Source organism: Paenibacillus sp. ACRSA (assembly GCF_022346845.1).
Classification (GTDB): Bacteria; Bacillota; Bacilli; order Paenibacillales; family Paenibacillaceae; genus Paenibacillus.
Map to the genome: position 1 here is coordinate 375,985 of NZ_JAKRNP010000005.1, position 24,862 is coordinate 400,846.

General features: G+C 42.8%; 22 protein-coding genes. 12 read left to right on the forward strand and 10 right to left on the reverse strand.

Annotation, left to right across the window (positions count from 1 at the left end):
• Positions 1-96: 96 nt before the first annotated feature.
• On the forward strand, positions 97-1,092 hold the full coding sequence (locus tag MH215_RS17365; RefSeq protein ID WP_239291783.1) for an ROK family protein: 996 nt from the start codon (positions 97-99) through the stop codon (positions 1,090-1,092).
• A gap of 79 nt (positions 1,093-1,171) precedes the next feature.
• On the opposite strand, the gene MH215_RS17370 is transcribed toward MH215_RS17365, so the two are convergent.
• Complete coding sequence (locus MH215_RS17370) at positions 1,172-1,798, reverse strand: dimethylsulfonioproprionate lyase family protein (RefSeq protein ID WP_239291786.1); 627 nt, start codon at positions 1,796-1,798, stop codon at positions 1,172-1,174.
• A gap of 106 nt (positions 1,799-1,904) precedes the next feature.
• Positions 1,905-2,282: a MerR family transcriptional regulator gene (locus MH215_RS17375; protein ID WP_239291787.1), complete on the reverse strand. Its 378-nt coding sequence runs from the start codon at positions 2,280-2,282 to the stop codon at positions 1,905-1,907.
• Between the two features lie 133 nt (positions 2,283-2,415).
• Here MH215_RS17375 and MH215_RS17380 point away from each other — a divergent pair, with 133 nt between their 5' ends.
• On the forward strand, positions 2,416-3,387 hold the full coding sequence (locus tag MH215_RS17380) for an aldo/keto reductase family protein (RefSeq protein ID WP_239291790.1): 972 nt from the start codon (positions 2,416-2,418) through the stop codon (positions 3,385-3,387).
• A 132-nt stretch (positions 3,388-3,519) separates the two neighbouring features.
• Here MH215_RS17380 and MH215_RS17385 read toward each other — a convergent pair whose 3' ends face one another.
• Positions 3,520-4,308: a helix-turn-helix transcriptional regulator gene (locus MH215_RS17385; protein WP_239291791.1), complete on the reverse strand. Its 789-nt coding sequence runs from the start codon at positions 4,306-4,308 to the stop codon at positions 3,520-3,522.
• Between the two features lie 116 nt (positions 4,309-4,424).
• On the opposite strand from MH215_RS17385, the gene MH215_RS17390 reads away from it, so the two are divergent.
• Entirely contained in the window at positions 4,425-5,570 is a 1,146-nt protein-coding gene (locus tag MH215_RS17390) for a DUF2264 domain-containing protein (protein ID WP_239291796.1), read from the forward strand.
• A 236-nt stretch (positions 5,571-5,806) separates the two neighbouring features.
• On the opposite strand, the gene MH215_RS17395 is transcribed toward MH215_RS17390, so the two are convergent.
• Complete coding sequence (locus MH215_RS17395; RefSeq protein WP_239291801.1) at positions 5,807-6,418, reverse strand: TetR/AcrR family transcriptional regulator; 612 nt, start codon at positions 6,416-6,418, stop codon at positions 5,807-5,809.
• A gap of 182 nt (positions 6,419-6,600) precedes the next feature.
• On the opposite strand from MH215_RS17395, the gene MH215_RS17400 reads away from it, so the two are divergent.
• Together MH215_RS17400 and MH215_RS17405 are read left to right on the forward strand one after the other, a co-directional pair.
• Positions 6,601-7,338, forward strand: a complete 738-nt coding sequence (locus MH215_RS17400; RefSeq protein WP_239291802.1) for an SDR family NAD(P)-dependent oxidoreductase — start codon at positions 6,601-6,603, stop codon at positions 7,336-7,338.
• An 84-nt stretch (positions 7,339-7,422) separates the two neighbouring features.
• On the forward strand, positions 7,423-7,551 hold the full coding sequence (locus tag MH215_RS17405) for a DUF6254 family protein (protein ID WP_222124443.1): 129 nt from the start codon (positions 7,423-7,425) through the stop codon (positions 7,549-7,551).
• 134 nt (positions 7,552-7,685) lie between these two features.
• Here the strand turns inward: MH215_RS17405 and MH215_RS17410 are convergent, their stop codons facing one another.
• Positions 7,686-8,468: an SDR family NAD(P)-dependent oxidoreductase gene (locus MH215_RS17410; RefSeq protein ID WP_239291807.1), complete on the reverse strand. Its 783-nt coding sequence runs from the start codon at positions 8,466-8,468 to the stop codon at positions 7,686-7,688.
• A gap of 147 nt (positions 8,469-8,615) precedes the next feature.
• Here MH215_RS17410 and MH215_RS17415 point away from each other — a divergent pair, with 147 nt between their 5' ends.
• Together MH215_RS17415 and MH215_RS17420 are read left to right on the forward strand one after the other, a co-directional pair.
• Entirely contained in the window at positions 8,616-9,509 is an 894-nt protein-coding gene (locus MH215_RS17415; protein WP_239291812.1) for a LysR family transcriptional regulator, read from the forward strand.
• Between the two features lie 62 nt (positions 9,510-9,571).
• Positions 9,572-9,862 carry a thioredoxin family protein gene (locus MH215_RS17420; protein WP_343224591.1) on the forward strand — a complete coding sequence of 97 codons (291 nt, stop codon included), beginning with the start codon at positions 9,572-9,574 and terminating at the stop codon, positions 9,860-9,862.
• A 56-nt stretch (positions 9,863-9,918) separates the two neighbouring features.
• On the opposite strand, the gene MH215_RS17425 is transcribed toward MH215_RS17420, so the two are convergent.
• The gene (locus MH215_RS17425; protein ID WP_239291818.1) at positions 9,919-10,791 is read right to left on the reverse strand and encodes an AraC family transcriptional regulator; all 873 of its coding nucleotides are present in this window, start codon (positions 10,789-10,791) and stop codon (positions 9,919-9,921) included.
• Between the two features lie 198 nt (positions 10,792-10,989).
• Here MH215_RS17425 and MH215_RS17430 point away from each other — a divergent pair, with 198 nt between their 5' ends.
• Complete coding sequence (locus MH215_RS17430; RefSeq protein WP_239291825.1) at positions 10,990-17,373, forward strand: rhamnogalacturonan lyase family protein; 6,384 nt, start codon at positions 10,990-10,992, stop codon at positions 17,371-17,373.
• A gap of 221 nt (positions 17,374-17,594) precedes the next feature.
• Here the strand turns inward: MH215_RS17430 and MH215_RS17435 are convergent, their stop codons facing one another.
• Positions 17,595-17,876 (reverse strand): GNAT family N-acetyltransferase, encoded by a 282-nt coding sequence (locus MH215_RS17435; RefSeq protein ID WP_239291826.1) that lies wholly within the window; start codon positions 17,874-17,876, stop codon positions 17,595-17,597.
• Positions 17,869-18,120, reverse strand: a complete 252-nt coding sequence (locus tag MH215_RS17440; protein WP_239291827.1) for a (4Fe-4S)-binding protein — start codon at positions 18,118-18,120, stop codon at positions 17,869-17,871. Before MH215_RS17440 ends, MH215_RS17435 begins: the two co-directional genes overlap by 8 nt.
• A gap of 281 nt (positions 18,121-18,401) precedes the next feature.
• Here MH215_RS17440 and MH215_RS17445 point away from each other — a divergent pair, with 281 nt between their 5' ends.
• On the forward strand, positions 18,402-20,141 hold the full coding sequence (locus MH215_RS17445; protein ID WP_239291829.1) for an ABC-F family ATP-binding cassette domain-containing protein: 1,740 nt from the start codon (positions 18,402-18,404) through the stop codon (positions 20,139-20,141).
• Between the two features lie 84 nt (positions 20,142-20,225).
• On the opposite strand, the gene MH215_RS17450 is transcribed toward MH215_RS17445, so the two are convergent.
• Complete coding sequence (locus tag MH215_RS17450; RefSeq protein WP_239291830.1) at positions 20,226-21,296, reverse strand: HAMP domain-containing sensor histidine kinase; 1,071 nt, start codon at positions 21,294-21,296, stop codon at positions 20,226-20,228.
• Entirely contained in the window at positions 21,289-21,966 is a 678-nt protein-coding gene (locus MH215_RS17455; RefSeq protein WP_239291837.1) for a response regulator transcription factor, read from the reverse strand. The genes MH215_RS17450 and MH215_RS17455 overlap by 8 nt, the downstream gene beginning before the upstream one ends.
• 292 nt (positions 21,967-22,258) lie before the next feature.
• On the opposite strand from MH215_RS17455, the gene MH215_RS17460 reads away from it, so the two are divergent.
• The 3 genes from MH215_RS17460 to MH215_RS17470 all read left to right on the forward strand — a co-directional run bounded on the left by MH215_RS17460 (position 22,259) and on the right by MH215_RS17470 (position 24,749).
• Positions 22,259-23,224, forward strand: a complete 966-nt coding sequence (locus MH215_RS17460; protein WP_239291838.1) for an alpha/beta hydrolase — start codon at positions 22,259-22,261, stop codon at positions 23,222-23,224.
• Between the two features lie 35 nt (positions 23,225-23,259).
• Positions 23,260-24,216, forward strand: a complete 957-nt coding sequence (locus tag MH215_RS17465; protein ID WP_239291839.1) for a poly(ethylene terephthalate) hydrolase family protein — start codon at positions 23,260-23,262, stop codon at positions 24,214-24,216.
• A gap of 386 nt (positions 24,217-24,602) precedes the next feature.
• Positions 24,603-24,749, forward strand: coding sequence for a hypothetical protein (locus MH215_RS17470; protein WP_239291840.1), 147 nt, complete (start codon positions 24,603-24,605; stop codon positions 24,747-24,749).
• The last annotated feature ends 113 nt before the right edge of the window (positions 24,750-24,862 follow it).

A 24,862-nucleotide genomic window follows, 5' to 3' on the forward strand; every position in this document is an offset into this window, starting at 1 on the left:
TGGGAAAACGACCTAATAATAGTCTCATATGTCCATTCATTTTAGGCATGAAGTATTTTACAATACTCTAAACATATGAGAACGGAGACTATGAGCATGAGTAACTATGTAATCGGCATTGACCTAGGTGGAACCAATATTAAGTCGGCAATCTTCAACATGAATTTTCACATCGTTCACGAAAGAAGTGACCCTACGGAAGCGGCTAATGGGCCAGCTCATGTATTAAATAGAATTCAAGAAATCGTGCAAGAAATGCTGTTGCTCGAAGGCATCGATCAGTCTTCCATTAAGTGTATGGGGATGGGCATCCCGGGGTTACTAGATCCAGAGGAAGGACTATCGATATTCTCACCTAACTTCCCGGGGTGGGAGAACATTCATGTGCTGAATGCAATGAAGGAGCATTTCGAATTTCCTGTCTTTATTGATAATGATGTTCGAGTAAATATGTATGGGGAATGGCAGTTCGGTGCGGGCATGGGTTATCAGAACCTGGTACTAATTACATTAGGCACAGGTCTAGGCTCTGGTATTGTGAATGATGGCAAGGTAATCTATGGTACCACGTCTAGTGCTGGTGAAATTGGTCATATGAATATGTTCAGGGAAGGTCGGCCTTGTCGGTGTGGAAGCTCGGGTTGTCTAGGCAGATATGTATCTGCGGTAGGCATGGTTAGAACGTTTACAGAGAAGCTTGAGCAAGGCAGATCAAGTATCATCACGCAGTGGGTGGGAGACGATAGGACAGCCATTACTGCCCAGATGATATCAGAGGCATATGACCTTGAAGATGCTCTTGCGATCGAGGTGATGCATGAAACAGGCACCATTCTTGGATTTGGTCTTGCGAATGTGATCAATTTATTGAATCCTGCAGTCGTTATCGTGGGTGGTGGAATGTCTGCTGCTGGGGAACGTTTGCTGGAAACAGTACGAGATACCGTTAGAAAACATGCTTTAGCACTTGCTTCCAGTGCTTGTGATATCGTACAAGCTAAACTAGGTAGACAAGCAGGCATGATTGGTGCGGCTGCGTATGCAAACAAACAAATGAATTCTAACAGCAACAAAAATATCTTAAAGGATTAATGCGTGCTAGAACACCGAAGGAAGGAAATGACCGGTTGTTCATTCCAAGTGTTCTAGTTCATTACCCAGATAAATTTTCTCAATCAGTTAAGAATTTTGATGATGTTATAAGATCACCTCGCCAGATATAAAGCGCCAAGACGGGATCAAGTTTCGATTCTGTGGTATGCACAACTCCGCTCTGATGAAGAATCATAGTACCTGGTGCTTTTGCTATTGGCTGATCACTACCTTTACTCCATATTCCTACCCCTCCGATGGGGATATACACTTCAACAGCAGGATGCACATGAGCAGGATAAAGCGTTTCAGGAGCTAATAAGGTAAGGCCGATCAGCAGGTGGTCAGCCATTCCTAGATCATCCGGTCCAATAATTTGTGTGAAGGATACTTGTGACTCTAGGTTTGGGTGTAGCGGATGTGGTGGATAACCGAAGGTCCAATGGAGGAAGGGAGCCAAAGGTCTAATCGCAGCAGTCAGACTTGACTCAGGCCCCGTGTCACCCAGACTCAAAGCGATATCGAGATATTTAGCGGCAGGTGATCCTTGTGGACTTGGGAGTTTTCCGGAGCTTGGCACCTCAGGCCATAATTTCAAAATGTGCCTTAACTCAGCTATGATCTCAGGATCTGTTGTCTCATATTGTTTGAGACGTTCGTGTAAACGAATTAAGAATGTATCTATAATTCGACTCATATCTTTCATAATCTTACTTCCACCTCCAACTAATGTTCAAATGCTCGTTAGGGTAAGGGATGCAATTCGTACCTAACACGTGCGTTTTTTTATTTTATAATAAACATCCTATGTACTATTTGGTATCGATATGGAAGATGCCAATCTCATTATAGTGCTCTAGCTTGTAATCAATGGTACCAAGGCTGCAGTTTAACATGTCCATTTGTTTCAAAATGTTATGCCGATGCGTCTCCAACATTTCCTTCCGCTGTTCACTAGTACCGGAACCTTCCAGACAGAGCAGCATAAATGCTTTGATTTCCTCAAGTGGCATGCCACTGTCCCTCAGGCAACGTACTAATTCCAGCCAACATATATCCATCTCAGAATATTTACGGGTACCGTATTCCGTCTTCTTCAATAAAGGCATGAGACCTGCCCGATCATAGAAACGCAAAGTAGAAGCAGGTAATTGGGTTCGTTCCGCAACTTGTTTAATCGTAAATTCCAAGCAAATCTTCCTTTCAAAAAAATGGTTGAATGTCTTGACTTAAACCTAAGTTTAACCACTATCCTAAGATTGTACAATAGAGCGTTTACACGAATAGGCTCTAATCCAACCATTCTTATAAGGAGTGATTTAGTTGAAATACAGAAGATTTGGTCGAAGTGGATTGAAGGTTAGTGAAATTGGATTGGGGAGCTGGCTGACATACGGATCAGCAACTTCAGAAGAAGCGGCGCGCGCATGTATGCATAAAGCGTATGAACTCGGCATTAATTTTTTTGATACATCGAATTCGTATCCGGGCGCCGAAGAGGTGATGGGAAGTACGTTGAAGCAGTATTCACGCAATAGTTACGTGCTTGCTACAAAACTGTTTTTCCCGCAAGGATCAGGACCGAATGATCGCGGATTGTCCCGCAAACACATCGTTGAGCAGTGTGAAGCGAGCTTAAAGCGGCTGGGTACAGATTATATTGACTTATATCAATGTCATCGTTTTGATTCCGAAACTCCTGTTGACGAAACACTTCGAGCATTGGATGATCTGCAAGCGCAAGGCAAAATTTTGTATGCAGGTGTCAGTGAGTGGACTGCCGCACAGATTGCAGAAGCATCAGGGATTAGCAAACGTCTGAATTTGCGTCCGTTAATTTCCAATCAGCCGATCTACAATATGTTTGAACGCTATATTGAGAGAGAAGGAGTGATTGAGCAATGCGAGCAGGAAGGGCTGGGACTCATCGTGTTCTCTCCACTGGCACAGGGTGTGCTCACGGGTAAATATAAACCGGGACAGCAGATTCCCGAAGGTACACGGGCTGCGAATAATCAAACCAATGGTGTCATCAATAGCTATTTGCGTGAGGACGTGCTCCAATGTACTGTGCAGCTGTCGGAACTTGCTAATGAAATTGGAGCAACATTGTCCCAATTCGCATTGGCATGGATTCTACGTCAACGCGTGGTAAGCTCTGCCATCATTGGCTCTAGCAGACCGGCGCAGATTGAAGAGAATCTCAAAGCGGTGGAGCTTGAGCTTACACCTGATATGATCTCGGAAACGGAAAAAATACTGTCTTCCATCAGCCATTTTGCGCCACTGCGATAGTATCGGAGATAATACTTCATCGGTATGAACAATATCAGACCGAATTAGATTAACATGTGTGGAATATCACAGGACATTTGTTACCTGATAGGTTAGCCTTTTTTGTGGCTAGCCTTTTTGGTTTAGAGCCGATCAATAACTAGTTTCACGTCTAAATCGATAGTGCCTTGGGGAGGTACCCACAAATTTCTTGAACTGACGCATGAAATGGGTATCATTTTCATAACCGCACGAGCTGGCTATTTCGGTTACCGACATCTCACTGTGATCCAAAAGGTACTTCGCGTGTTCAAGCCTTCCGTTAATCATATCCGTCATTACTGAGCAGCCAAATAACTGCTTATAGATACGTTGGAAATAAGATTTACTCACATTTAATCGGGAAGCAAGCTCCGCCACAGAGATATTCTGGTGAGGTGAGCGGTAGAGTTCGTTACGCAGTTCATTAAATCCAATATAATAACGATTCAGTTGATGAGGAGCCGTTCGCTCGCGCAGATCACTCAATTTCATGAAGAAAGACCGGAGGTCGCAATCGATGATACGCTCACGTAGTGAACCATCAAGTCGGTTGATCGTTTGTAGCTCCATAACACATCTGGATATGAGCAGCGGATCGGATGCTTCGATCGGAGTATCCAGCGGAAAATTCAATTCCATAAGAAAATGAGTCATGCTCGTACCATAACAATGAAACCAGTCATTGATAAAAGGATTCTCCATTTCGCGGTACGCATGAGGCGTCTCTGGGCCAAACAGGATAAATGTATTTTTTTCTACAATCATCGCTTGCTCACGTAGCGTCACTACTGCACTGCTATTGAAGAATACAAATGTGTAATGACCTGATCCATTCGGGCGATTCCGGATAATCCCCTCGTGGTGAATGGTATGAAATCCGCACGAAATTAATTTCAACATCTGTATACACTCCTAGCACGATAGGTCAGTTTTTGATCATTATAGTTTATTGAAGGAGAGGATACAACGATCTATACTTGATCTAAAATACGAGCCTAGCTAAGGAGCGATGCATCATGAGGGACGACAGAAAATATTGGGTGGACACGTTAGTTCAGATTGCACAGCCTGTTTTACGTTCTTTATCCCACCGGCAATTGGCTGTAGAGATGCCTGTTGAAGCAAGTGCGGGCGACCGATCTGATTATACATATTTGGAAGCGTTAGGACGTACCTTAGCGGGGATTGCACCATGGCTTGAACAGGGGTCTCGTTCTGGTGATGAAGGTGAAGTTCGATCACAAATGGCTATGATGGCTAGACAAGCAATTGAGGCTGCAACTGATCCAGCTTCACCGGACTATATGAATTTTACAAAAGGTGGTCAACCTGTCGTCGATGCAGCCTTTCTGGCCAATGCAGTTCTCCGTGCTCCAAACGAACTGTATGCACTGCTTGACGAAGAAGTAAAAAAGAATTTAATCACGGCGTTGGTGGCTACACGAAAGATTCGTCCGGTCTTTAGCAATTGGCTCCTGTTTAGTGCCATGATTGAAGCTGCATTATTTCGAATGGGTGTAGAACAGTGGGATCGCATGCGTGTCGATTATGCATTAAGACAGCATGAGCAATGGTATAAAGGAGACGGAGCATATGGGGACGGGCCTGCATTTCATTGGGACTATTACAATAGCTTTGTCATCCAACCTATGCTCGTCGATATTCTAGATGCAGTAGGCGATCAGTTTGAAGATTGGGCTGCACTTCGAGTTAACGTGTTAGAAAGAGCAGAGCGTTATGCGGCTGTTTTGGAACGAATGATCTCCCCGGAAGGAGCCTACCCACCTCTTGGACGATCACTCGCATATCGGTTCGGGGCATTTCAGCATCTATCGTTGATGGCGCTTAGGGAAGAACTGCCGGAGAAGTTGTTGCCAGCACAGGTTCGTTGTGCACTTACAGCCGTAATGAAGAGACAGATTGAGATGCCAGGTACTTTTGATGAGCATGGTTGGCTTCGTATTGGGTTTGCCGGGAGTCAACCAGCAATCGGGGAAGCCTATATTTCGACAGGCAGTTTATACCTGTGTACGACCGTATTTCTAGCCTTGGGGCTCTCCACTGAGGCCGATTTCTGGCAAGGAGAGGCAGAGTGGACTTCACTAAAAGCGTGGTCTGGCGGTACGGTGGAGCTAGATGTAGCGATGTATGGTGATTTTTAGATGTTGCTTGGTGTCGTATAACGTAATAGTAATAACAGCACTAGTCATGAGTCAAAGTAAGTTAATCTGAACCTGTGGGTTCATTCAGCATGAAATGTAATAGTAACTTTAAATAAATCTAAACAAGCCGCCTACAGGTAGCTTGTTTTTTTTGGAATGACGATGTGTTCAATCTGAATCATATTTTACCTTTCGTTTAAGGAAAGTATATTAACGAGAAGTTTCAATTGATAAGCTTACTCAAATTTGTCGCCCACATACTGAAAAGAGTGAATATGCGTTCTTGTGAGTTCAATAACGTTTTGGATAAATGTGTCGCGTGATTCACGATATCCGCTTAAGATCCAATTGTTTAATAGTCCAAAGAAACCGTATGCGGTATAGTACTTGAAATACTCCATGTTCACTGGGGAGTTGTTGATCGTCTCAAAGATAAATTGTTCCTCATAGATTTTAAGTATTGTTTGCGGAAATCCTGTATGTAGACCGGGCAACGTATCATCGTATTGAATTAGTTCGAAGAATTCACGGTGTTCGTAGATATAGTCCACGATCTGAAAAGATTCGGCAGTAAGCTTGTTTGTCAAAACCTTTTGACCATTCCAATAGGGTTTGCCTACCGCGCCTCGCAATCCTTTGAGTTCCATATTTAATAGATCTTCGCCAAGAATATATTTATCCTGATAGTGTAAATAAAATGTGCTGCGATTGTAACCCGCTTGCTCCACGATATCCTTCACCGACACAGCGTGGAAGCCTTTTTTCTTAATAAGCTGAATTAAGGCTGTTTTGAGGTGTTCTTTGGTACGATTACGATGTTGAGATGTCACAATAAGTTCATCATTCATTCAATAAATCTCCTATAAAAATCGACATTGTTTAGAAAAGTGTCTATGAGGTAGACATTTGGTCTTATCTTAATGATTGGATTGTTACAATTTTAAGCATACAATTAGTTTTGTAAACATCATATAGCACTATTTATATAGCTGCTATTCAAAATATTTATATTATACTGGAGGAATTATTCATGGGCAAACTTCAAGATAAAGTAGCGGTCATTACAGGCGGAGCATCCGGAATTGGCGCAGCGACAGCACGTCTATTCGTTTCTGAGGGAGCCAAAGTGGTCTTGGTAGATTTGAATGAAGAAAAAGGAAAGGCGTTCGAGCAGGAGCTGAAAGCGCTTAAAGCAGATGCACTTTTCATTAAAGCCAACATCACAAGTGAACAAGAAGTTGCTGAAATCTTCAAAAAAACCGTTGAGGCTTATGGTCGAGTGGATATCGTGTTCAACAATGCAGGGATCGGACGTGTGCATCCTTCACATGAACTGGATTATGCAGAATGGCGCAATACAGTCAATGTAGACTTGGACGGCGTATTCTTGGTTGCACGTGAATCCATTCGCGAAATGCTGAAAATTGGTGGAGGCACGATCGTTAACACGGCTTCCATGTATGGATGGGTTGGTTCACCCGGTTCTGCAGCTTACAATGCAGCCAAAGGCGGTGTCGTGAATTTGACTCGTTCGCTTGCACTGGAATATGCAGAAAATAACATTCGTGTTAACTCATTATGCCCAGGTTTTATCGATACACCGATTATTCCTGAAGAGAGCAAACAGGCTCTTTCTGCAGCAACACCAATGAAACGTCTTGGTCAAGCAGAAGAAATGGCAAAAGCTGTTCTGTTCCTGGCGAGTGACGATTCTTCCTATATGACAGGCAACAGTCTGATCGTAGACGGTGGATACACTGCTCAATAAGAGTTAAGGATGAATGAAAGTAGCTTAACATCGACATCCTAAAGAGGTAGTATCATTTCTCATTTCCAGAGGAGGAGATCTTTTATGGCTCGCCAGAAGAAAAGGCAGGAAGCTGCTTGGAAGTCACGAAAGCAAGAACAGCACCCTCATGGTAAAATCAGATCGCTCAAAGAAATATCAAGCGAATATGATGAGAAGCATACTACGCAATAAGACAACGACTGTCGGCATCTTCTGCCGGCGGTCGTCTCAACTTAATTAAAGAAAAAGTCTACGGAATAGAGTCAAGCTCGGTCCCGTAGACTTTTTACTAGATATAAATATGTTCAATAGGAGAGTGTGCTAGTTTAGAACCAACGGCTAAGGTCTGGATAACCTGTTGTAGCCCAAGCTCCATCCACGATCAAGCTTGAACCAGATACATATCCTGCATCATCACTAGCAAGGAACAGGGCAGGTCCAGTCATTTCTTCCGGTTGTGCTGCACGTTTCATTGGGATTCGCTCCATATAAGCCTCATTAATATCTGCATTGGAGAGAAGGTCGGCGGTTAATGGCGTATCAATGAGACCTGGTAGGATGGCATTCACGCGAATACCATTACGTGCCATTTCGAGAGCCCCGTTCTTGGTGAGCATTTCAACGCCAGCTTTGGCAGAGGCATACGCCGATCCAGCATACATAGGTACATGAGAGTTGAGGGAAGCAACGTTTACAATAGCTCCGCCGCCATGTTTAGCCATCTCAATGGCTTCGTGTTTCATGCTTAGAAAGACACCCTTCATACATAAATCCACAGTAAAGTCCCAGTCTTTTTCTGAAAGTTCCGTAATTACGCCAGCGCGGGAAGCACCCGCCACATTGAAGGCTAGATCAAGTTTCCCAAATTGTTTAACAGCCGCATGAACCATTTCTTCTACATCACTTTCAATGGTTACATTGGCTTTTACTCCGACAAACCGTTCTCCTAGTTCACCTTGAATGGTTGCCAAACGTTCCGTATTCAGATCGGCAGCGAGAACAGAAGCTCCTTCCTCGACAAGTCTTCTTGCAATCGCATAACCGATACCGGATGCTGCACCTGTTACAATCGCTACTTTTCCTGCAAATCGATTCTCATATGTGTTCATATGTTACACTCCTTTGGATTGTAGAATATTTGATTTCGCTTACATTCATCTTCAATTTAAAGTATACTTAACTTTTTTATTCATGTATATTTAAGAAAAGTTTACACAACTTAAATAAAATTAATGTAATGAGAGCTGAGGCTAACGATGAATTTGGAACAAATGATGTATGTACTCGAAGTTGAGAAGACAAAATCGATTACCATCGCTGCAGAAAACTTATCTGTTACGCAATCTACGATCAGTCAAGCCATTACTCGTTTGGAGCATGAATTGGGCGTGAAGCTATTTAATCGATCTCGTAATGGAGCTTATCTGTTAGAACATGGCAAGTCTATTCTGGATAAAATGAGATCCGTTGTGGATACGGTGCAAATGATGAAGGAAGATGCGCAGTATATTGGGGAATCGATTCAGGGGGAATTGCGATTATCTGCTATACCGGGAGGTGTTCCTGGCATTATTCCTACCATTGCAAGTATGAAAAAGCGCTATCCCGATCTGAAATTTGAGTTATCTGAAAGTTCAGCTCGTAGTATTATCAAAGATGTCCGTAACAAAGAGATCGATCTTGGTTTAATCGCTTTATATACAGATGATATGGAAAACCATTTGCAGGGACTGCATTTTGTCCCCATTGATGAAGGAGTGATGCACGCATGTGTGAATCACACGAATCGCCTAGCCGGTAAAAAGTCAATAACTATGCATGAGTTGAAACATGAAACGCTTGTCTTGTTTAATGATGAATTGGTAGATCAATTTGTAACACAGCTTTCTCAAGCGGTGGGAGAGGTGGATGTCTTGTTTCGGACAAAAAACTCAGAAGTGGTCAATGCGGCTCTTGCTCAGTTGAATGCGGTGACGATCGGTCATGAATATTCATTCACTCACGATCGTAGTGTACTGCATCATGACTTTACCATCCTCAAAATTGAAGGAATGCAACGTGTCATTTCCATTGGCTGGGTTATGCGTGAGAGTAAATCAACTAATCTCATCGTTAGGCGATTTCTAGATCGTTTCCAGTACGAAGGCTAACATGAAAGGACTTGAATGATATCAAACATCAAATACTAAACTCTATCGAAGAAATCGATACATTGATTCAAAATAGTTCACTCATATTACTGTATGTTTCACAAGAAGAATGTTCTGTCTGTCACGCGATTCTCCCCAAATTAATGAAGCTTTTGACAAACTATCCTCATATTCAATTAATACAAGTGGATGCAAAGCAAGTTACAGAAGTTGCGGGGCGTTTTTTAATTTTTTCAGTCCCGACATTCATCATGTTCTATGAGCAAAAAGAATTGTTCCGAGAAGATAGATTCGTACAGTTTGAATCTCTTGAGAATCGTATAAACCAAATCTACAATTCCATAGCGTTTTGAAACTACGACATTGAACGTCTCGATACCTGTGAGCCTTAAGCAAAAGCAGAGATGATCTATTCATAGTAGATCGCTTCGTAAGGAAATGTTAACTTATTCAACCGATATTCTTTGGGCGACATGGACATATATTGCCGAAAGACTTTGCCGAAATAGCTGGGGCTCTCGAAGCCGCATTGTTGACCGATTTGAGCAATCGGAATTTCTGTTGTGCGGAGAAGTCGGACGGCAACCTCAATCCGTCTGTCCTTGAGATAAGCTAGCGGTGATGTTTTCTCCGATTTCTGAAATAATCTGCATAAGTAGTGTTTATTGATATCACAGTGGCTTGCCAGTAGATCCAGCGTCAAGGGGGAAGCATAGTTCTCTCGAATGAACTTTTTGCATTTCTCGATTGTTGTTATGGATAGGACACCGATATCCCTCTCCGCATCCCGACTCGTCTGCACTAAGAGAAGCAACCACTGATAGACTTGCATGGACAGGCGATACTTGTCGGTTACTTTCTCTTGATGAATCAAATGGATGATCTGCCACAATTCTTGAATTAAGGAAGAATCCGCGTTTCGCAAAATGACATGCCCCTCATTATCATGAATCATATCCCATATTCGATTGGCTTCATCTCCGCGAATGTTAATCCAAATAAATTCCCATGGTTCGTTATTTTCTTGCTTATAGTAATAGCAATGTTCTCCGCTAATTTTGACGAGTAGTGCGTGCCCCTTAGGTAAAGGAAGTGTTTGATTGTCAATATCCAGATAACCCTGGCCATTCAGGGTGTATTGAAAAACAACATGCCCCGGATCCGGTCTGTCATCACTTGGACAACGATATTCCTCACTTGAGACGATCTGCCATCCAATAGAGTCCAGTGTCATGATTGATGTATCGTCATTACGAAAAGCATAAGAGACCGTATGATTCATACCTGCACCCCTACCTAAAAAAGTCAATTATGTTATATAATACGTCACATTTTTTAGATTGTCTGTCTTTTTTTAGACCTGTAAGATAAATGTAAGCGGTAACATATGAAAGGATGGTGACTGTAGTTAGTGTTCATTGTACAACAAGTAGGGTAGATTTCTTAAAATGAATTTTTGGATAAAGGAGGAGCTAATCCGATGAACCGAAGAACTGTTTCCATCCAGAAATCGATGTTTGTATCTTTTCTAGCATTCCTTATGGTTATTTCATTGGCTGTACCTCCCGCTCCGGCACGTGCAGAGACGTCCGACATCAAGACGGGCCGCCAAGGGGAATATCTGAATCGTGGTTTGGTTGCGGTTCTCACAGACAACGGTGTTTTCTTAAGTTGGAGGTATTTGAACAATGATCCTGATGAGATCGCTTTCAATATATATAAAAACGGAACCAAAGTAAACGCGTCGCCTATAAGCGACGTGACAAACTATGTGGACACAACTGGCTTCGACAGCTCACAGTATCAGATTTCTACTATTATTGCGGGCAAGGAACAAATGGAGCCGGAAGTTGTATCGGTCTGGCATAACGAATATCTACCTATTCCACTCGATAAACCGGCCGACGGACGAACCAAGGATGGTGGAACCTATTCCTATTATGCGGGAGATGCTTCCGTAGCAGACTTGGACGGTGACGGTGAATATGAGATTGTCTTCCTGTGGAGTCCAAGCAATTCCAAGGACAACTCACATGCAGGCTATACCGGCAATGTGTATATTGATGCGATCAAATTAGACGGCACGAAGCTGTGGAGGATTGACCTTGGAGTCAACATCCGCGCCGGAGCGCATTATACGCAATTAATGGTGTACGACCTGGATGGCGATGGAAAAGCCGAAGTAGTTGTAAAGACTGCAGACGGCACGATAGACGGACAGGGCAAGGTCATTGGCGATGGATCGAAAGATCACCGTAATGAAGGCGGATACATATTGACTGGCCCAGAATATCTCACGCTATTTAACGGTGAGACCGGAGCTGCCGTATCCACCGTGGATTATGATCCTCCAAGAGGCAATGTCAACGATTGGGGCGATGGTTACGGTAACCGTGTAGACCGTTTCCTTGGGGCTATTGCTTATCTGGATGGTACGAAGCCCAGTGTTGTCATGAGTCGGGGGTATTATACTCGCACGGTGCTCGTTGCGTATGACTATGTTGGCGGCGAACTCGTTAAGCGCTGGAGATTTGACACCAACGAAGCTGGATCACAGTATCAGGCACAAGGTAACCATAATCTTAGTGTGCTGGATGCCGATAATGACGGCAAGGACGAAATCATGTTCGGCGCCTTAGCGATAGACGATGATGGCAGCTTGCTGTATAGCACTGGACTTGGTCACGGCGACGCCATGCACGCGGGCAAGCTTGATCCGAACCGTGCGGGTCATCAGGTCGTAAGTGTGCACGAGCATTCCAATGCTGCATACGGACTTGAGATGCGCGATGCTGCTACAGGTGAAATTCTCTGGGGAGAGAAAACAGGTTTTGACACAGGTCGTGGGATGTCTGCAGACATTGATCCGAACCATCCGGGATATGAATCATGGGCAACAACGATTACTAACGGACAAAGTGTGCCTGTAACCAGTACTTACTCGGCTGCCGGAGAGCCTATCTACACCGTTGAAGAGGGACCCAAAACCGCAAACTTTGCCATCTGGTGGGATGGAGATCTTCAGCGTGAACTGTTTGATCATGAGTGGGATAACAGTACAGCTAGAGGAATTCCGCTCATTTATAAATGGGATTACGAAAATAAAAAGCTCGATGAAATCTTCCGGGCGACCGGTACATTAACGAACAACCATACCAAAGGAAATCCTGCGCTTCAGGCGGATATTCTGGGAGACTGGCGTGAGGAAATTCTGCTGCGGAGTGAAGATAGTTCAGAATATCGTCTCTATACAACAACGATTCCTACAGAGTATCGCATCCCTACATTGATGCAAGACCCTGTATATCGTCTGGGCGTAGCATGGCAAAATGTAGCCTATAACCAGCCGCCACATACTGGCTTTTATCTTGGTGCAGAGTCAACTTCATTTCCTAAAGCTGATCTGACATTGACTCGTGGAGCGGAAATGCTGGAGTCTGTATACCGTTTTGATTTTGGAACAGACACAGCTTCTGAAAGTACGGGCATTCAAGATACGCCATACTCACAAGAGACAGGGTATGGATTTACGGATACGAGCGGTGTTAACGTAGGGGTAAACGAGGTATCGGTCGCGGCAGGCACGACATTTGCCGTTGATCTGCCGAATGCGAACTATAAGGTAACGCTGCGATTGGGTAGCGATGCGCAAAACTCGAACGTTGGGGTCAAATCTGAATTTGTCCAGAAGCTCGCTGTAACCAATGTGAATGCAGGAGAACCGCTGGAGTATTCATATGATATTGCCTTAGTGGATGGGCAGCTTGATTTTCTCTTTACAGGTACAGCCATAGATATCCAAGACATCATTATTGAGAAATATCCAGATAAAGAGGCCGGTACAGCAACGACGATCTATATGGCCGGTGATTCAACGATGCAATCTTATAGTGAAATGCAAGCTCCGCAAGAAGGATGGGGTCAACAGTTCGGACGTTATTTCTCTAATGGGGCAGTGATTGTGAACGATGCAATCGGTGGACGAAGCAGTAAATCGTTCATGGTAGACGGTCGTTTAGATACGATTCTGCAGCGCATTAAGCCAGGGGATTTCTTCTTTATTTCCTTTGGTCATAATGATGCTAGTGCAGGTATACCAGATCGGTATGCATCACCAGAGGACTATAAAGTCTATTTATCCCGTTATGTGAACGGTGCGAAACAACGCGGCGCTACACCGGTACTGCTCACTCCGGTTGGACGCAGAGATTTTAATACGTTAACTCAGGAGTTCAACGTCAGCTTCCCGGCATATGTGCAAGCAGCCAAAGAAGTGGCGCAGGAGCTGAATGTGCCGCTGATTGATCTCAGCAAATTAAGCATTGCGTACTTCAACAAAATTGGTAATACAGCTACGGAAAAAGTATTCCTATATGCTAATCCAGGCGAATATCCGAAATACCCAAATGGGATCAACGATAACACCCATTTCAGCAGTTATGGTGCGCAGAGAATTGCTGGATTGGTTGCCGGCGCGGTGAAAGACATGGAGCTTAGCATTTCTTCCCTGGTCATTGATCCGGATATTGCTGAACCCGAGCCTGAGCCGGAAATCCAGCTCTATGAAGAGGATTTTGAAGGCGCGGCAGCGGACTATCAGTATGCGATGGTGAACGCAACTGGTATTGCGGGAACTATGGCGGGCACGGTGGTTGAACAGTCAGGAAATAAGGTACTGTCGGTCACAGGTTCTGGATCAGGCCATCGGGCGAAAGTGTTCCGTCTGTTCGATGCCGTAAATGGCGATAAAGTGGACGTGAACTTTGACTGGCAATCCGGTAATGTGAGTGCCTATCCGTCTGAAGGTCACCTCACGGTTCAAGATTCGAACGAAAATGCTCTATTCACGTTGTTTACAAAAACCGGAAGCACGAAAATTCATTATTTTGTCGGTGCATATAACCCGGACTACGGCACAGGTGATACAGCCATACCTGAAGGGGGAACAGCTACAGAGATCTCCAAGAACCAATGGGTCAATGTGGATGCATCCGTTAATTTTGCCGAGAAAACATTGGATCTAACATTAACGAATCAGGCGGATCCGACCATCACACAGACGATTCAAGATATCCCAATGAGTTCTATCGCTTATGCAGATAACGTCAGAGCTATTCGGTTCCTTGGTACGAGAAAAGGTGGCGGAGGTACGCTGAACTGGACTACTCAGATTGATAACGTGCGAATTGAAGGAACTCAGCTTGATTCAGAGGGCGGCGATCAGACAGCCTTGGTTGAGCTGTACGATGAAGTTAAGGCGCTTGATCTGTCGGCATATACAGAAGAATCACAAGCCGTGGTCAATCGGGCTTTGGCAGCTGCGGAAGTTATCTTTAATACAGAAGCAACCCAAGCTCAAATTGACCATACGTTTAACATGTTAACGGTTGCGAAGGATTCATTGACGAGTGAACCGGGCGAAGAGATTAGCGAATACAAACTCGACTTTGGTTCTGGCAGTGCTGCCGAAGGATACATCAAGGTAGATGCCAAGAGAGCGTACATTGAAGGCAATAAATACGGTTTTGCTGATACTGCGCTGACCAAAGATGAGAACAGGGAAACTGGGGATGCGCTCAAAGAGGACTTTACTCGGGTAAACGGCACTTCTTTCCTTGTGGAAATGGAGCCAGCTAATTATCGTGTAACGATGACCATAGGAGATGCAGAAGAATCGACTAGCGCGAATGTCGTTGTAGAGCAGATGACGAAACTGCCGCTCACAACGATTGCTAAGGGCGAGTTCAAAGAAGTAACCTATGATATTGCGCTCATCGATGGAATCTTTAACTTCAACTTCACTGGAAATGCACCAAAAATCAATGCGTTGACCTTGGAGCGTCTACCGGATAACAATGCAAGCGATAAGCCTATTGTTTATCTTGCTAGTGATTCTACCGTTGCCAATTACGCGGAGAGCTATCGTCCGCAAGCAGGTTGGGGCGAGACATTGGGTCAATATTTTGATCAGAATGAAGTCAACATTGATAACCGTGCAGTTGGGGGATTGAGCAGCAAAACCTTCCTGGTCGGTGGATACCTTAACGATATTTTGCTCGACATCAATGAAGGGGATTATCTGTTCATGCAGTGGTCTCATAATGATTCCACACCGTCCCGTCCAGAGCGTTATCTTACCCCAGAGCAGTTTAAAGTATATCTGAAAGAATACATTAACGGTGCTCTGCAAAGAGGGGCGATTCCGGTTCTGGTCACGCCAGTCAACCGTCGTGATTTTACTGGAGAGGTGCTGAATAAGAGCTTCCCGGAATACGTACAGGCGATGAAGGAAACGGCACAGGAGACAGAAACACTTATTATTGATCTGAACCAAGCTAGCTGGGAGTATTTCCAAGAGCTTGGCACAGAAGGAACGAAATCAATATTTATGTGGGTAGGCACAACGGAAGACAATACACATTTGCAGATGAACGGTGCAGTCAAAGTATCTGAACTTGTGGCAGGTCTTGTGAAGGAATTGAATATACCGCTATCAGCTCACGTTAAGTTGGAAGGAGAAAATCCAGATCAGGAAGCCCCACAAACCACGGTAACCGTGGAAGGGGATGAACATGACGGGTGGTATACTTCTCCAGTACAAGTAACCTTTACAACAATTGACGAAGATTCCGAGGTCGAAGGGACTTATTATCAAATTAACGGTGGCGAGACAGTGAGTGGTACACAGTTGACTTTAACTGAAGAAGGTACACACACGATCACATACTGGAGCGTCGATGTGGACGGTAACAAGGAAAGTGAGCAGTCTTTGACCGTATCGATTGATCTCGTTCCTCCAACCATCGAAATTCATGGCCAAACGGAGTACACGATTGATCAGCACGTGGAAATTGGCTATACAGCCTCTGACGCGGTATCCGGTGTGACAGAGCCGGAGGGTGTGCTTCTGGACACTCCAGCGTACACATTGGAACCCGGCCTGAACCAGGTCACAGCAACCGTCTCCGATATAGCGGGTTGGGAACAGACAGTAGAATATAGCTTTGCGGTAATTGCTACATTCGACAGCTTGATTAATCTGACTAACTCCTTTGCTGATGAATCGAGCGATCCGAATTCAAGCGTTCTTGCTAATCAGCTTGTGAACACGTTACAACAAGCGCAACAGGCAGCAAATGATCGTGACGGGGCAAAAGCACGTCAACTGCTCGCATCCTACGGCAATGATGTTCAAGCAGCTCGAGGAACCGTGTTTACGGATGAACAGGCCAATGTGCTGCTTAAGTGGGAGGAATGGCTCCATCAGGCAACCCCACTAGCGAACGGGGCTCCTGGAATTCCAGTGTTGTCTGACAATAATGGCTATGACACAGGACTCAAGGATGGAGACTACACGGTCACCATGAATCTGTGGTGGGGCAATAATGGTAACCACTTCAAATTGTATGAGAATGGTGAGTTGATTAAAGAAATTTCACTGGTTGATCAATCGCCATCTGCTCAGTCTGTTAAAGTAGACATTACTGGGAAGAAAAATGGCACTTATATTTATACTGGGGAATTGATCAATTCACTGGGGACGACCATGAGTGTTCCCCTGACAGTTGTCGTTACAGATGCTGCCCCAGGGCAAGCTGTTCTGTCGAATGACAACTGGGACGGTGATGGTAACTATAATGTCACGATGAATCTATGGTGGGGAACCAATGCTACGCAATACGAGTTGTATGAGAATGGTGTACTGATTGATACACAAGCGCTCCAAACTCTTACACCTAATGCACAGTCTGCTGTTACCGCCATCTCAGGTAGGTCACCTGGAAGCTACGAGTATGAAGCTGTACTTCGGAATTCTTCAGGGGAAACGAGATCATATCCATTACAAGTGACGGTACGAAAGTAGCTGTAATGTTTGAGGCATTCCATTAACATGTTGTGATTAGAGCTACAACTGAAGTATACTAACGTTATATAGAAAGGTGCTATTCCTCATTAATTTGAGGGATAGCACCTTTTTAAATTTGCTTCGTATGAGAGCGTTTGACGCATTTGAATCTCCATCTAAAATTTGGTGAGAAAGGAAACTGGCTTATGGAGAAATTGTCGTCCATACATGATTAGTTCTTATTTATTGAGGACATCCGCATATTCGGTAATACGATCAAAACGTCCTTTGGCAAAAGGGCATAAAGGTAAAATTTTAATACCATTTTCCCGTGCGTATTCTACCATCGCTTGGAGCAGTTTATCACCAAGACCTTGACCTCGGTAAGCATTCTCAACGAAAGTGTGGTCAATAATGTAGAGCTCCGGACTTGAAATTACATACGTCATTACTGCGGCAATGTCACCGTTATCTTGAATAAGAAATCTTTTGTTTGCAGGTTCATGTTCTACGTTATGCATGTTCATCCTCTTTCTTTGTTGAATTTTTTCCGTCCAGAAGTTTATAGGTCAATGCTCCGCTTGGACATGTGTCAATATGCCGTGCAATGGCCTCCGAAGTGTCAGCATCTGGATCAACCCAAGGACGTTTACTTAAATTAAAAACTCCAGGGAGACCTTTTACGCAAATGCCGGAATGAATACAGACATCCGAATTAAACATGACTTCGATCTCTTTACCAAAGTATACTTTCTCCTTAGTCATAATCCTTCACATCTTTCACTATTAAGTTTATTTATAGAGCCAGCTTCATTCCTCTAAAGCCCTCTAAATTCTTTCCAACAAGCATTGGTGGCAAGCCATGCCTGACAGGCTCTCGATGTCCGAATTATAATGAGGAATCAAGCATAAGTCAACGTGACAAATCTCCTAAGCGGGGGCTAAAAATGAATTGTACTTGGGGTGAAACAGTGTTACTCTAAAAGTCTGTGTTCGCAAGACATTGAATAATAGTCACCATTATAGATAGAAAGAAAGGTAACACTATGATAACAGTTGATAATTTATCCTTTTCATTTCCGCAAAAAGATTTATATAACAATATTTCATTTACATTAGAAGAAGGACAGCATTGTGCTTTTATCGGAACGAGTGGCAGTGGGAAGAGTACGCTGATTGATATTCTGATGGATCCAGAACGATATTTATATGATGGCAAGTTAGAGATAGACCCAGAGTATAGAATCGGGTATGTAAGTCAGTTCTTGCAAGATGACCAAGCGAAAGAAATGACTGTATTTGAATTTATCGCAGAAGAATTTATCAAAATCCAAGATGAAATCACGTCGATTTATGATGAAATGGCAACCACTTCGGATATGGACTCGCTGATGGAAAAGGTTCAATTGGCGTTAGACGCGTTCGAGTCGATGGACGGGGATAATTTCGAAAACAACATTAATAAGCAGCTAAACCTGGCTAACCTTATGAAGCTAAAAGATCTTAACATTTCCTCCTTAAGTGGTGGAGAATTCAAATTGATTCAAGTGATGAAGGAAATGCTCCATCGTCCAGACTTAATGATTATGGATGAACCCGATGTATTTTTGGATTTTGAAAATCTAAATGCACTTAAAAAACTTATTAATTCCCACAAGGGAATGCTGCTGGTTGTTACGCATAACCGATATCTGTTGAATCATTGTTTCAACAAAATCATCCACCTTGAAGATACGGAGATCCAAGAGTTTGATGGACGATATATCGATTATAACTTCTCACTGCTTCAGACCAAAGTGGAGTTACAAGAAATCGCAGTCGCGGAAGAAGAAGAAATTAAGAGAAACGAGAATATCGTAATTAACCTTAGAGAGATCGCAACGAATGATTCAGAAGCATCGAGAGGGAGAGCGTTAAAGGCTAGAGTTAAGTTCACTGAAAGATTGGAAGCGCGTAGAATTAAAGCGCCATTTGTTGATATTAAGCAACCGAACATTCATTTTGGTATGGATAATAAACCTAAAAATACCCGTATTGTACAAGTCAATAATTATAGCGTTGCATATGACGAGTTGCTTTTGGATAATGTTAGTTTTGAGATGAAAGCTACAGATAAAGTAGCCATTATCGGTGCAAACGGTACCGGCAAAACGACTTTGCTTCGAGACATCTTTAAAAATAACCATGCTGCAATTGAAATCAATGCTGATGTCAAAGTGGCTTATTTATCTCAGGTTCAAGGTGAAATATTAAAGGATTCGAACACCATATTAGAGGAATTCATCAATGCTGGGTTTAATACGTATGATGAGGTTAGATCATATCTTTCAAACTATGATTTTGAAGGAGAAATTCTCAATCAAAAGATAGAATCTTTATCTGGTGGAGAAAAAAATATGCTTCAATTGGCTAAAGTTGCTGCCAGTAAAGCAAATATATTGCTTCTGGATGAACCGACAAGCCATTTAGACATCTATAAACAAATCGCACTGGAAAAGGCGATTGCGGACTACAAAGGCGCCATACTCATGATTTCGCATGATTTTTATTCAGTCGTCAATGGTATGGATTATGTTGTGATCATTGAGGATCAAAAGATTAGAAAAATGAGTATTGAAGAATTTAGAGAGATGATCTATACGAGTCATTTTAATAAAGATTATTTAGAAACTGAACAAAAGAAAAAAGCAGTTGAAATGAAAATTGAATTGGCTTTGAAAGATACTAATTTTGAACTTGCAAAAGTACTGGTGGATGAGCTAGAAGAGGTAATTAAGTTGCTTTAATGGACAAGGTTCTGATTGGAAAAAAGACACGGATATTAATATCCGTGTCTTTTTGCTGTGTGTGGATGGATCAGTGATGACATCCTAATCCAATGGAAGAAGCACTTCGAATGTTGTCCCCGTGTCATCAGATTGGGCTACTCGAATTGAGCCGTTATGCAATAGAACGATCTTATGAGCGATGCTCAAACCTAATCCATTGCCAGGGGAGGCGTGTGAGGCATCTCCTTGATAGAATTTATCGAAAATGTATTTTTGTTGATCCACATCGATCGCTGTTCCATTGTTGTGAATAGAAACGCTGACTTGTCCACCCTTAGAGTCCACATCGATTGTAATCTCGGAATCCGAACGCGAGAATTTGATGGCATTGTCCAGCAGATTGATCCATACCTGGCTAAGCATATCTTCATTGGCATTAACCATGAATTCGGTAGAATTGAACTGAAAACTGATGTTTTTAGCAGACCATTTGGAATCTAACAATACGATGATCGTTCGAATTTGTTCCGTCAGGTTAAATGACGTTTTTTCAGTAATGATGGCTTGACTTTCTATCTTGGAAAGTTGAAGGACATTAGTGGCAAGTTCAGCCAGACGTTCGGACTCATTGATGATAATATCCAGGTATTCCGTGCGCTCCACGTCTGACAAGTTTTTCTTTTTCAACACTTTTGCATATCCCCTCAAGGAAACGATAGGTGTTTTGAATTCATGCGAGAAATTATTGATAAAATCGGAACGCAGCATTTCGAGGCTGCCCAGTTCTTCCGCCATATGGTTGAAGCTTTTGTTTAATTTTTTTAATTCCTTGGGCCCCTTGAGATGGATTCGAACGGAAAAGTTACCCGTAGCCAGTTCTTCGGATGCACGAATAACTTCTCGTATGGGAGCGAGGGGGATTCGGCTGAAGACCAACGAGGCAAAGATACTGACAAGAACAGTAACTGAACCGAAATAAGCAATAAAGACGACAGCGCCTCCGGCGTCTGGATTGTCAGTGGCTGGTGGTGTATAGAGCCCGGTGTACACTAGAAACACGATAATGAACCATGCGAGGAAAATGGAGACGATAAAAATAAACAGTACAATGAACATGAACATAAATGTGAGTCCAAAACCACGTAACGAAATGTTTTTATTTTTTCTACTCATCGTGTTTCACCGCCTTGTAACCAATGCCCCGGATCGCAATAATTTCAAATTCAGGATAATCGCCAAATCGCTTTCTCAACCGGTTAATGTGAACATTCAACGTAATATCACTGGTCTCAGAGTCCATGCCCCAAATTTCGTCCATCAACTGAATGCGTGTGAAGATTTTGTCTGGATAAGACAATAGTTTGTAAAGTAAGTAGAATTCTTTCTGCGGCAGTGTCTGTACTTCACCTTCTCTTGACACCGATAATTCATCGTATTGAAGCGTGATTTTTCCTATTTGAAGCTTCCGTTCATTCTGGATCTTAGCACGGCGCAGCAAAGCCTTGATTCGAAGCAGCATCTCATCTTCGTCCACAGGTTTGACCATGTAATCATCTGTTCCTACCATAAACCCTTTACGTTTGTCAGCGGGTAAATGCTTCGCACTAACCATGAGAATAGGAATTTCATTCCTGCTCTCACGGATCGTCTGAGCCAGTTCGAATCCATCCATCTGAGGCATCATGATATCGAGAACAATTAAGTCAATATGCTGCTTGTCTAATAATTCTAACGCCACGATGCCATTCTCCGCCCAAAATACCTCGTATCCTGCAGAACCAATAATCGTCTTCATGAGTTTGGCTGTATTTGTATCGTCTTCAACAACGAGGATTTGAAACATGCCCCTCATTCCTTTCTGTTACATCTGTAGATAACTGAACTGCATTCTATCACAAGTATTGGCTTCAAGTGAATAAAAGCAAAGAAGAACGTGTCTTGTTCATTTTCAGTTTATTTAAGCATGATAATGTGGCTCTAAGGTTCTGAACATCTTACGAATGAAGAAAAGGAGATATTATGTTAACCAAAAAACGTCTTATCGTTCTAGCCATGATTGTGGTAGTTGCATTTGTGTTAGGAAGATTGGCAGTTAGTGTGATGTTGAATATGTTACTGGGAGGAAGACTTTTCTAATGAAAAAAATGATGTGGCTACTAACTTGTACTCTTACTTTTGTATTAGTCTTCTCAGGTTCAGCTCTCATAAAACTAAAGTTCCCGACATTTAGTAATCCATTACAGGTGGACTGGAATGAATCTGTTGGAACGATCTATACCGATTTGGTGTACGGTGAAGAAGAATTAAATAATTATGACCTTTATGTACCAGCAGATCAGACTAAGGATTCTTATGGACTTGTCGTGTACCTTCATGCAGGCGGATTTACAGGCGGAGATAAGAGTGAAGATGCTGAAATGCTCAAATATTTTGCTTCAAAAGGGTATGTCGCTGCGGGCGTCAATTACAGCTTACGTACGGATGAAAATACGGCTAATCTCTATCAAATGTCTGAAGAAATTAAGCAAAGTATACCTGTCATTCAGGAAAAGGCAGCAGAACTAGGCTATCACCTTGATCAAATGGCTATCTCAGGTGGATCTGCTGGCGGCGCGCTTGCTTTACTATATGCATATCGTGATGCGGACACCTCACCAATCCCAGTCAAAATGGTCTTTGAAGGAGTTGGGCCTCCTAGCTTCGAACCATCTCTATGGCTTGGTATTGATGATAGTGACAACCCCTACGAATCAAATGAAGCTGCAGAAGCGGGTGCTGGTTTTGCCTCCATCATGACGGGTGAGGATATTACTGTAGACATGATGCGAAACGGTGAGTACAAGAAATATGTAGATGAAATCTCACCTTACACACACATAACTGAAAACTCCGTTCCGACTTTGGCTGCCTACGGCACCTATGACAAAGTTGTACCGTTCGGCCTGACGAGAAATTTTCTTAAAGCGCTAGAGGACAATCATGTTCCTCATGATTTCATTGAATTTAAACGTTCGGGTCACGGCTTACAGAACGATCGGAAAGAAGCTAAATTATACACTGACAAAATCAATGAATACTTGGACAAATACATGCCTAATTAAAGGGACAAAATGAACGCTCAGCGAGGTGAAGCTATATGAAAATAATCAAAAGAACATTGTTGACCATAGTTGCTATTGTTCTTCTTAGTATAATAGGGATTATTGCAATTCTTTCGTATCGTAGTGCAAATTATTATAAAGTTGTTCAAACGGATAAGCCCATTGAGGCACAGTATACAGCACTTGGGCCATACAAGGTTTCCGATCAGGAATTTGACTCTGATAATGCTGCTTTTAAGAAAAATGAGATTTGGTATCCATCCGACTTGAAAGACAGTGCGTATGCCCTTCCCCTTGTGATCATGGCCAACGGTACAGGAATCACGGCTTCAAAATACAAAGCTGTTTTTAAACATCTGGCTTCATGGGGATTTATTGTGGTGGGTAATGAGGATGAAAATTCAAGAACAGGTGCATCTTCATCAGCCAGTCTTGACTTTATGCTACGTTTGAATGAGGATCCCACCAGTGATTTTTATGGGAAGATCGATGTAGACAACATTGGAATTGGGGGACATTCGCAAGGTGGTGTAGGAAGTATAAATGCTGTAACCAAGCAGGAAAACGGGAGCTTTTACAAAGCTATGTATACAGCAAGCGCCACTTCAAGCTTCTGGGGACAGCAAAACCAATTGGGAACAGATTGGAGCTACGACGTATCAAAAGTCCAAATTCCATATTTCATGGTTGCTGGTACAGGATCTTTTGATGCCGGGACTGCCGGAGACATAACGGAAACTCAAGGGCAAGGGATTGCTTCACTTTGGTCACTCCATAAAAATTATGCGGATATCCCGGATACAGTAACCAAAGTTATGGCAAGACGTGTCAACACAGATCACGGTGATATGCTTACTCATGCTGATGGGTATATGACAGCATGGTTTATGTACTGGCTAAAAGGTGATGTTCATGCGGGGGATGTATTCTTTGGTGATGATGCAGAGATCCTTACAAATGCGAACTGGCAAGACGTTGCTAGCAACCGATGAAGTGGTGTTTAGACCAAAAGAGAAGGGGATCAAAGGAAGTATGAAAAAGAAACATTCTACATTAAAGATTGTAGGAACTGTTTTTTTGTGTTGTGTGTATTACTAATTGGAGTTATCACATATATTATGGTTGCCAATCCTTTTGGCAATCAAACAGGTGCCCCAGTTGAGGATATTGAGAGAAAGGTTGATATATGGTCGAATCAGGCCGCAGGCAATCATTCAAACAGCAAACTTAAAGATATGAATATTGATTATGAGAAGACAAGTGTCTTATTTGCTACGCGCCTTTGTCCTTCATTACCGGTCTAATCCATATGAATACCTTATTAATTCTTGATGTAAGGCAATTTGTTACTTACGGAAAGAAGGATGGCATGGTAGGCATGAACGAAACGAAAAAATATATCAGAATTGCAGAAGAAAAAGGAACTTCGCTGAACTATGTGGAAGCTGTCGGTCAGGATCATGGTATGAAACAGAAATATTACATGACAGAGTATATAGATTGGTTTAAGAGATTTTTTAAATGACATTTATTGAACAAGCCAAGAAGAGAAGATCCTCATTACCACTGAGGATCTTCTTTTTGTCTTTTCAAAGAAAATGTTATCGAAAGATTAATTAAAAAACATGATCGATCGTT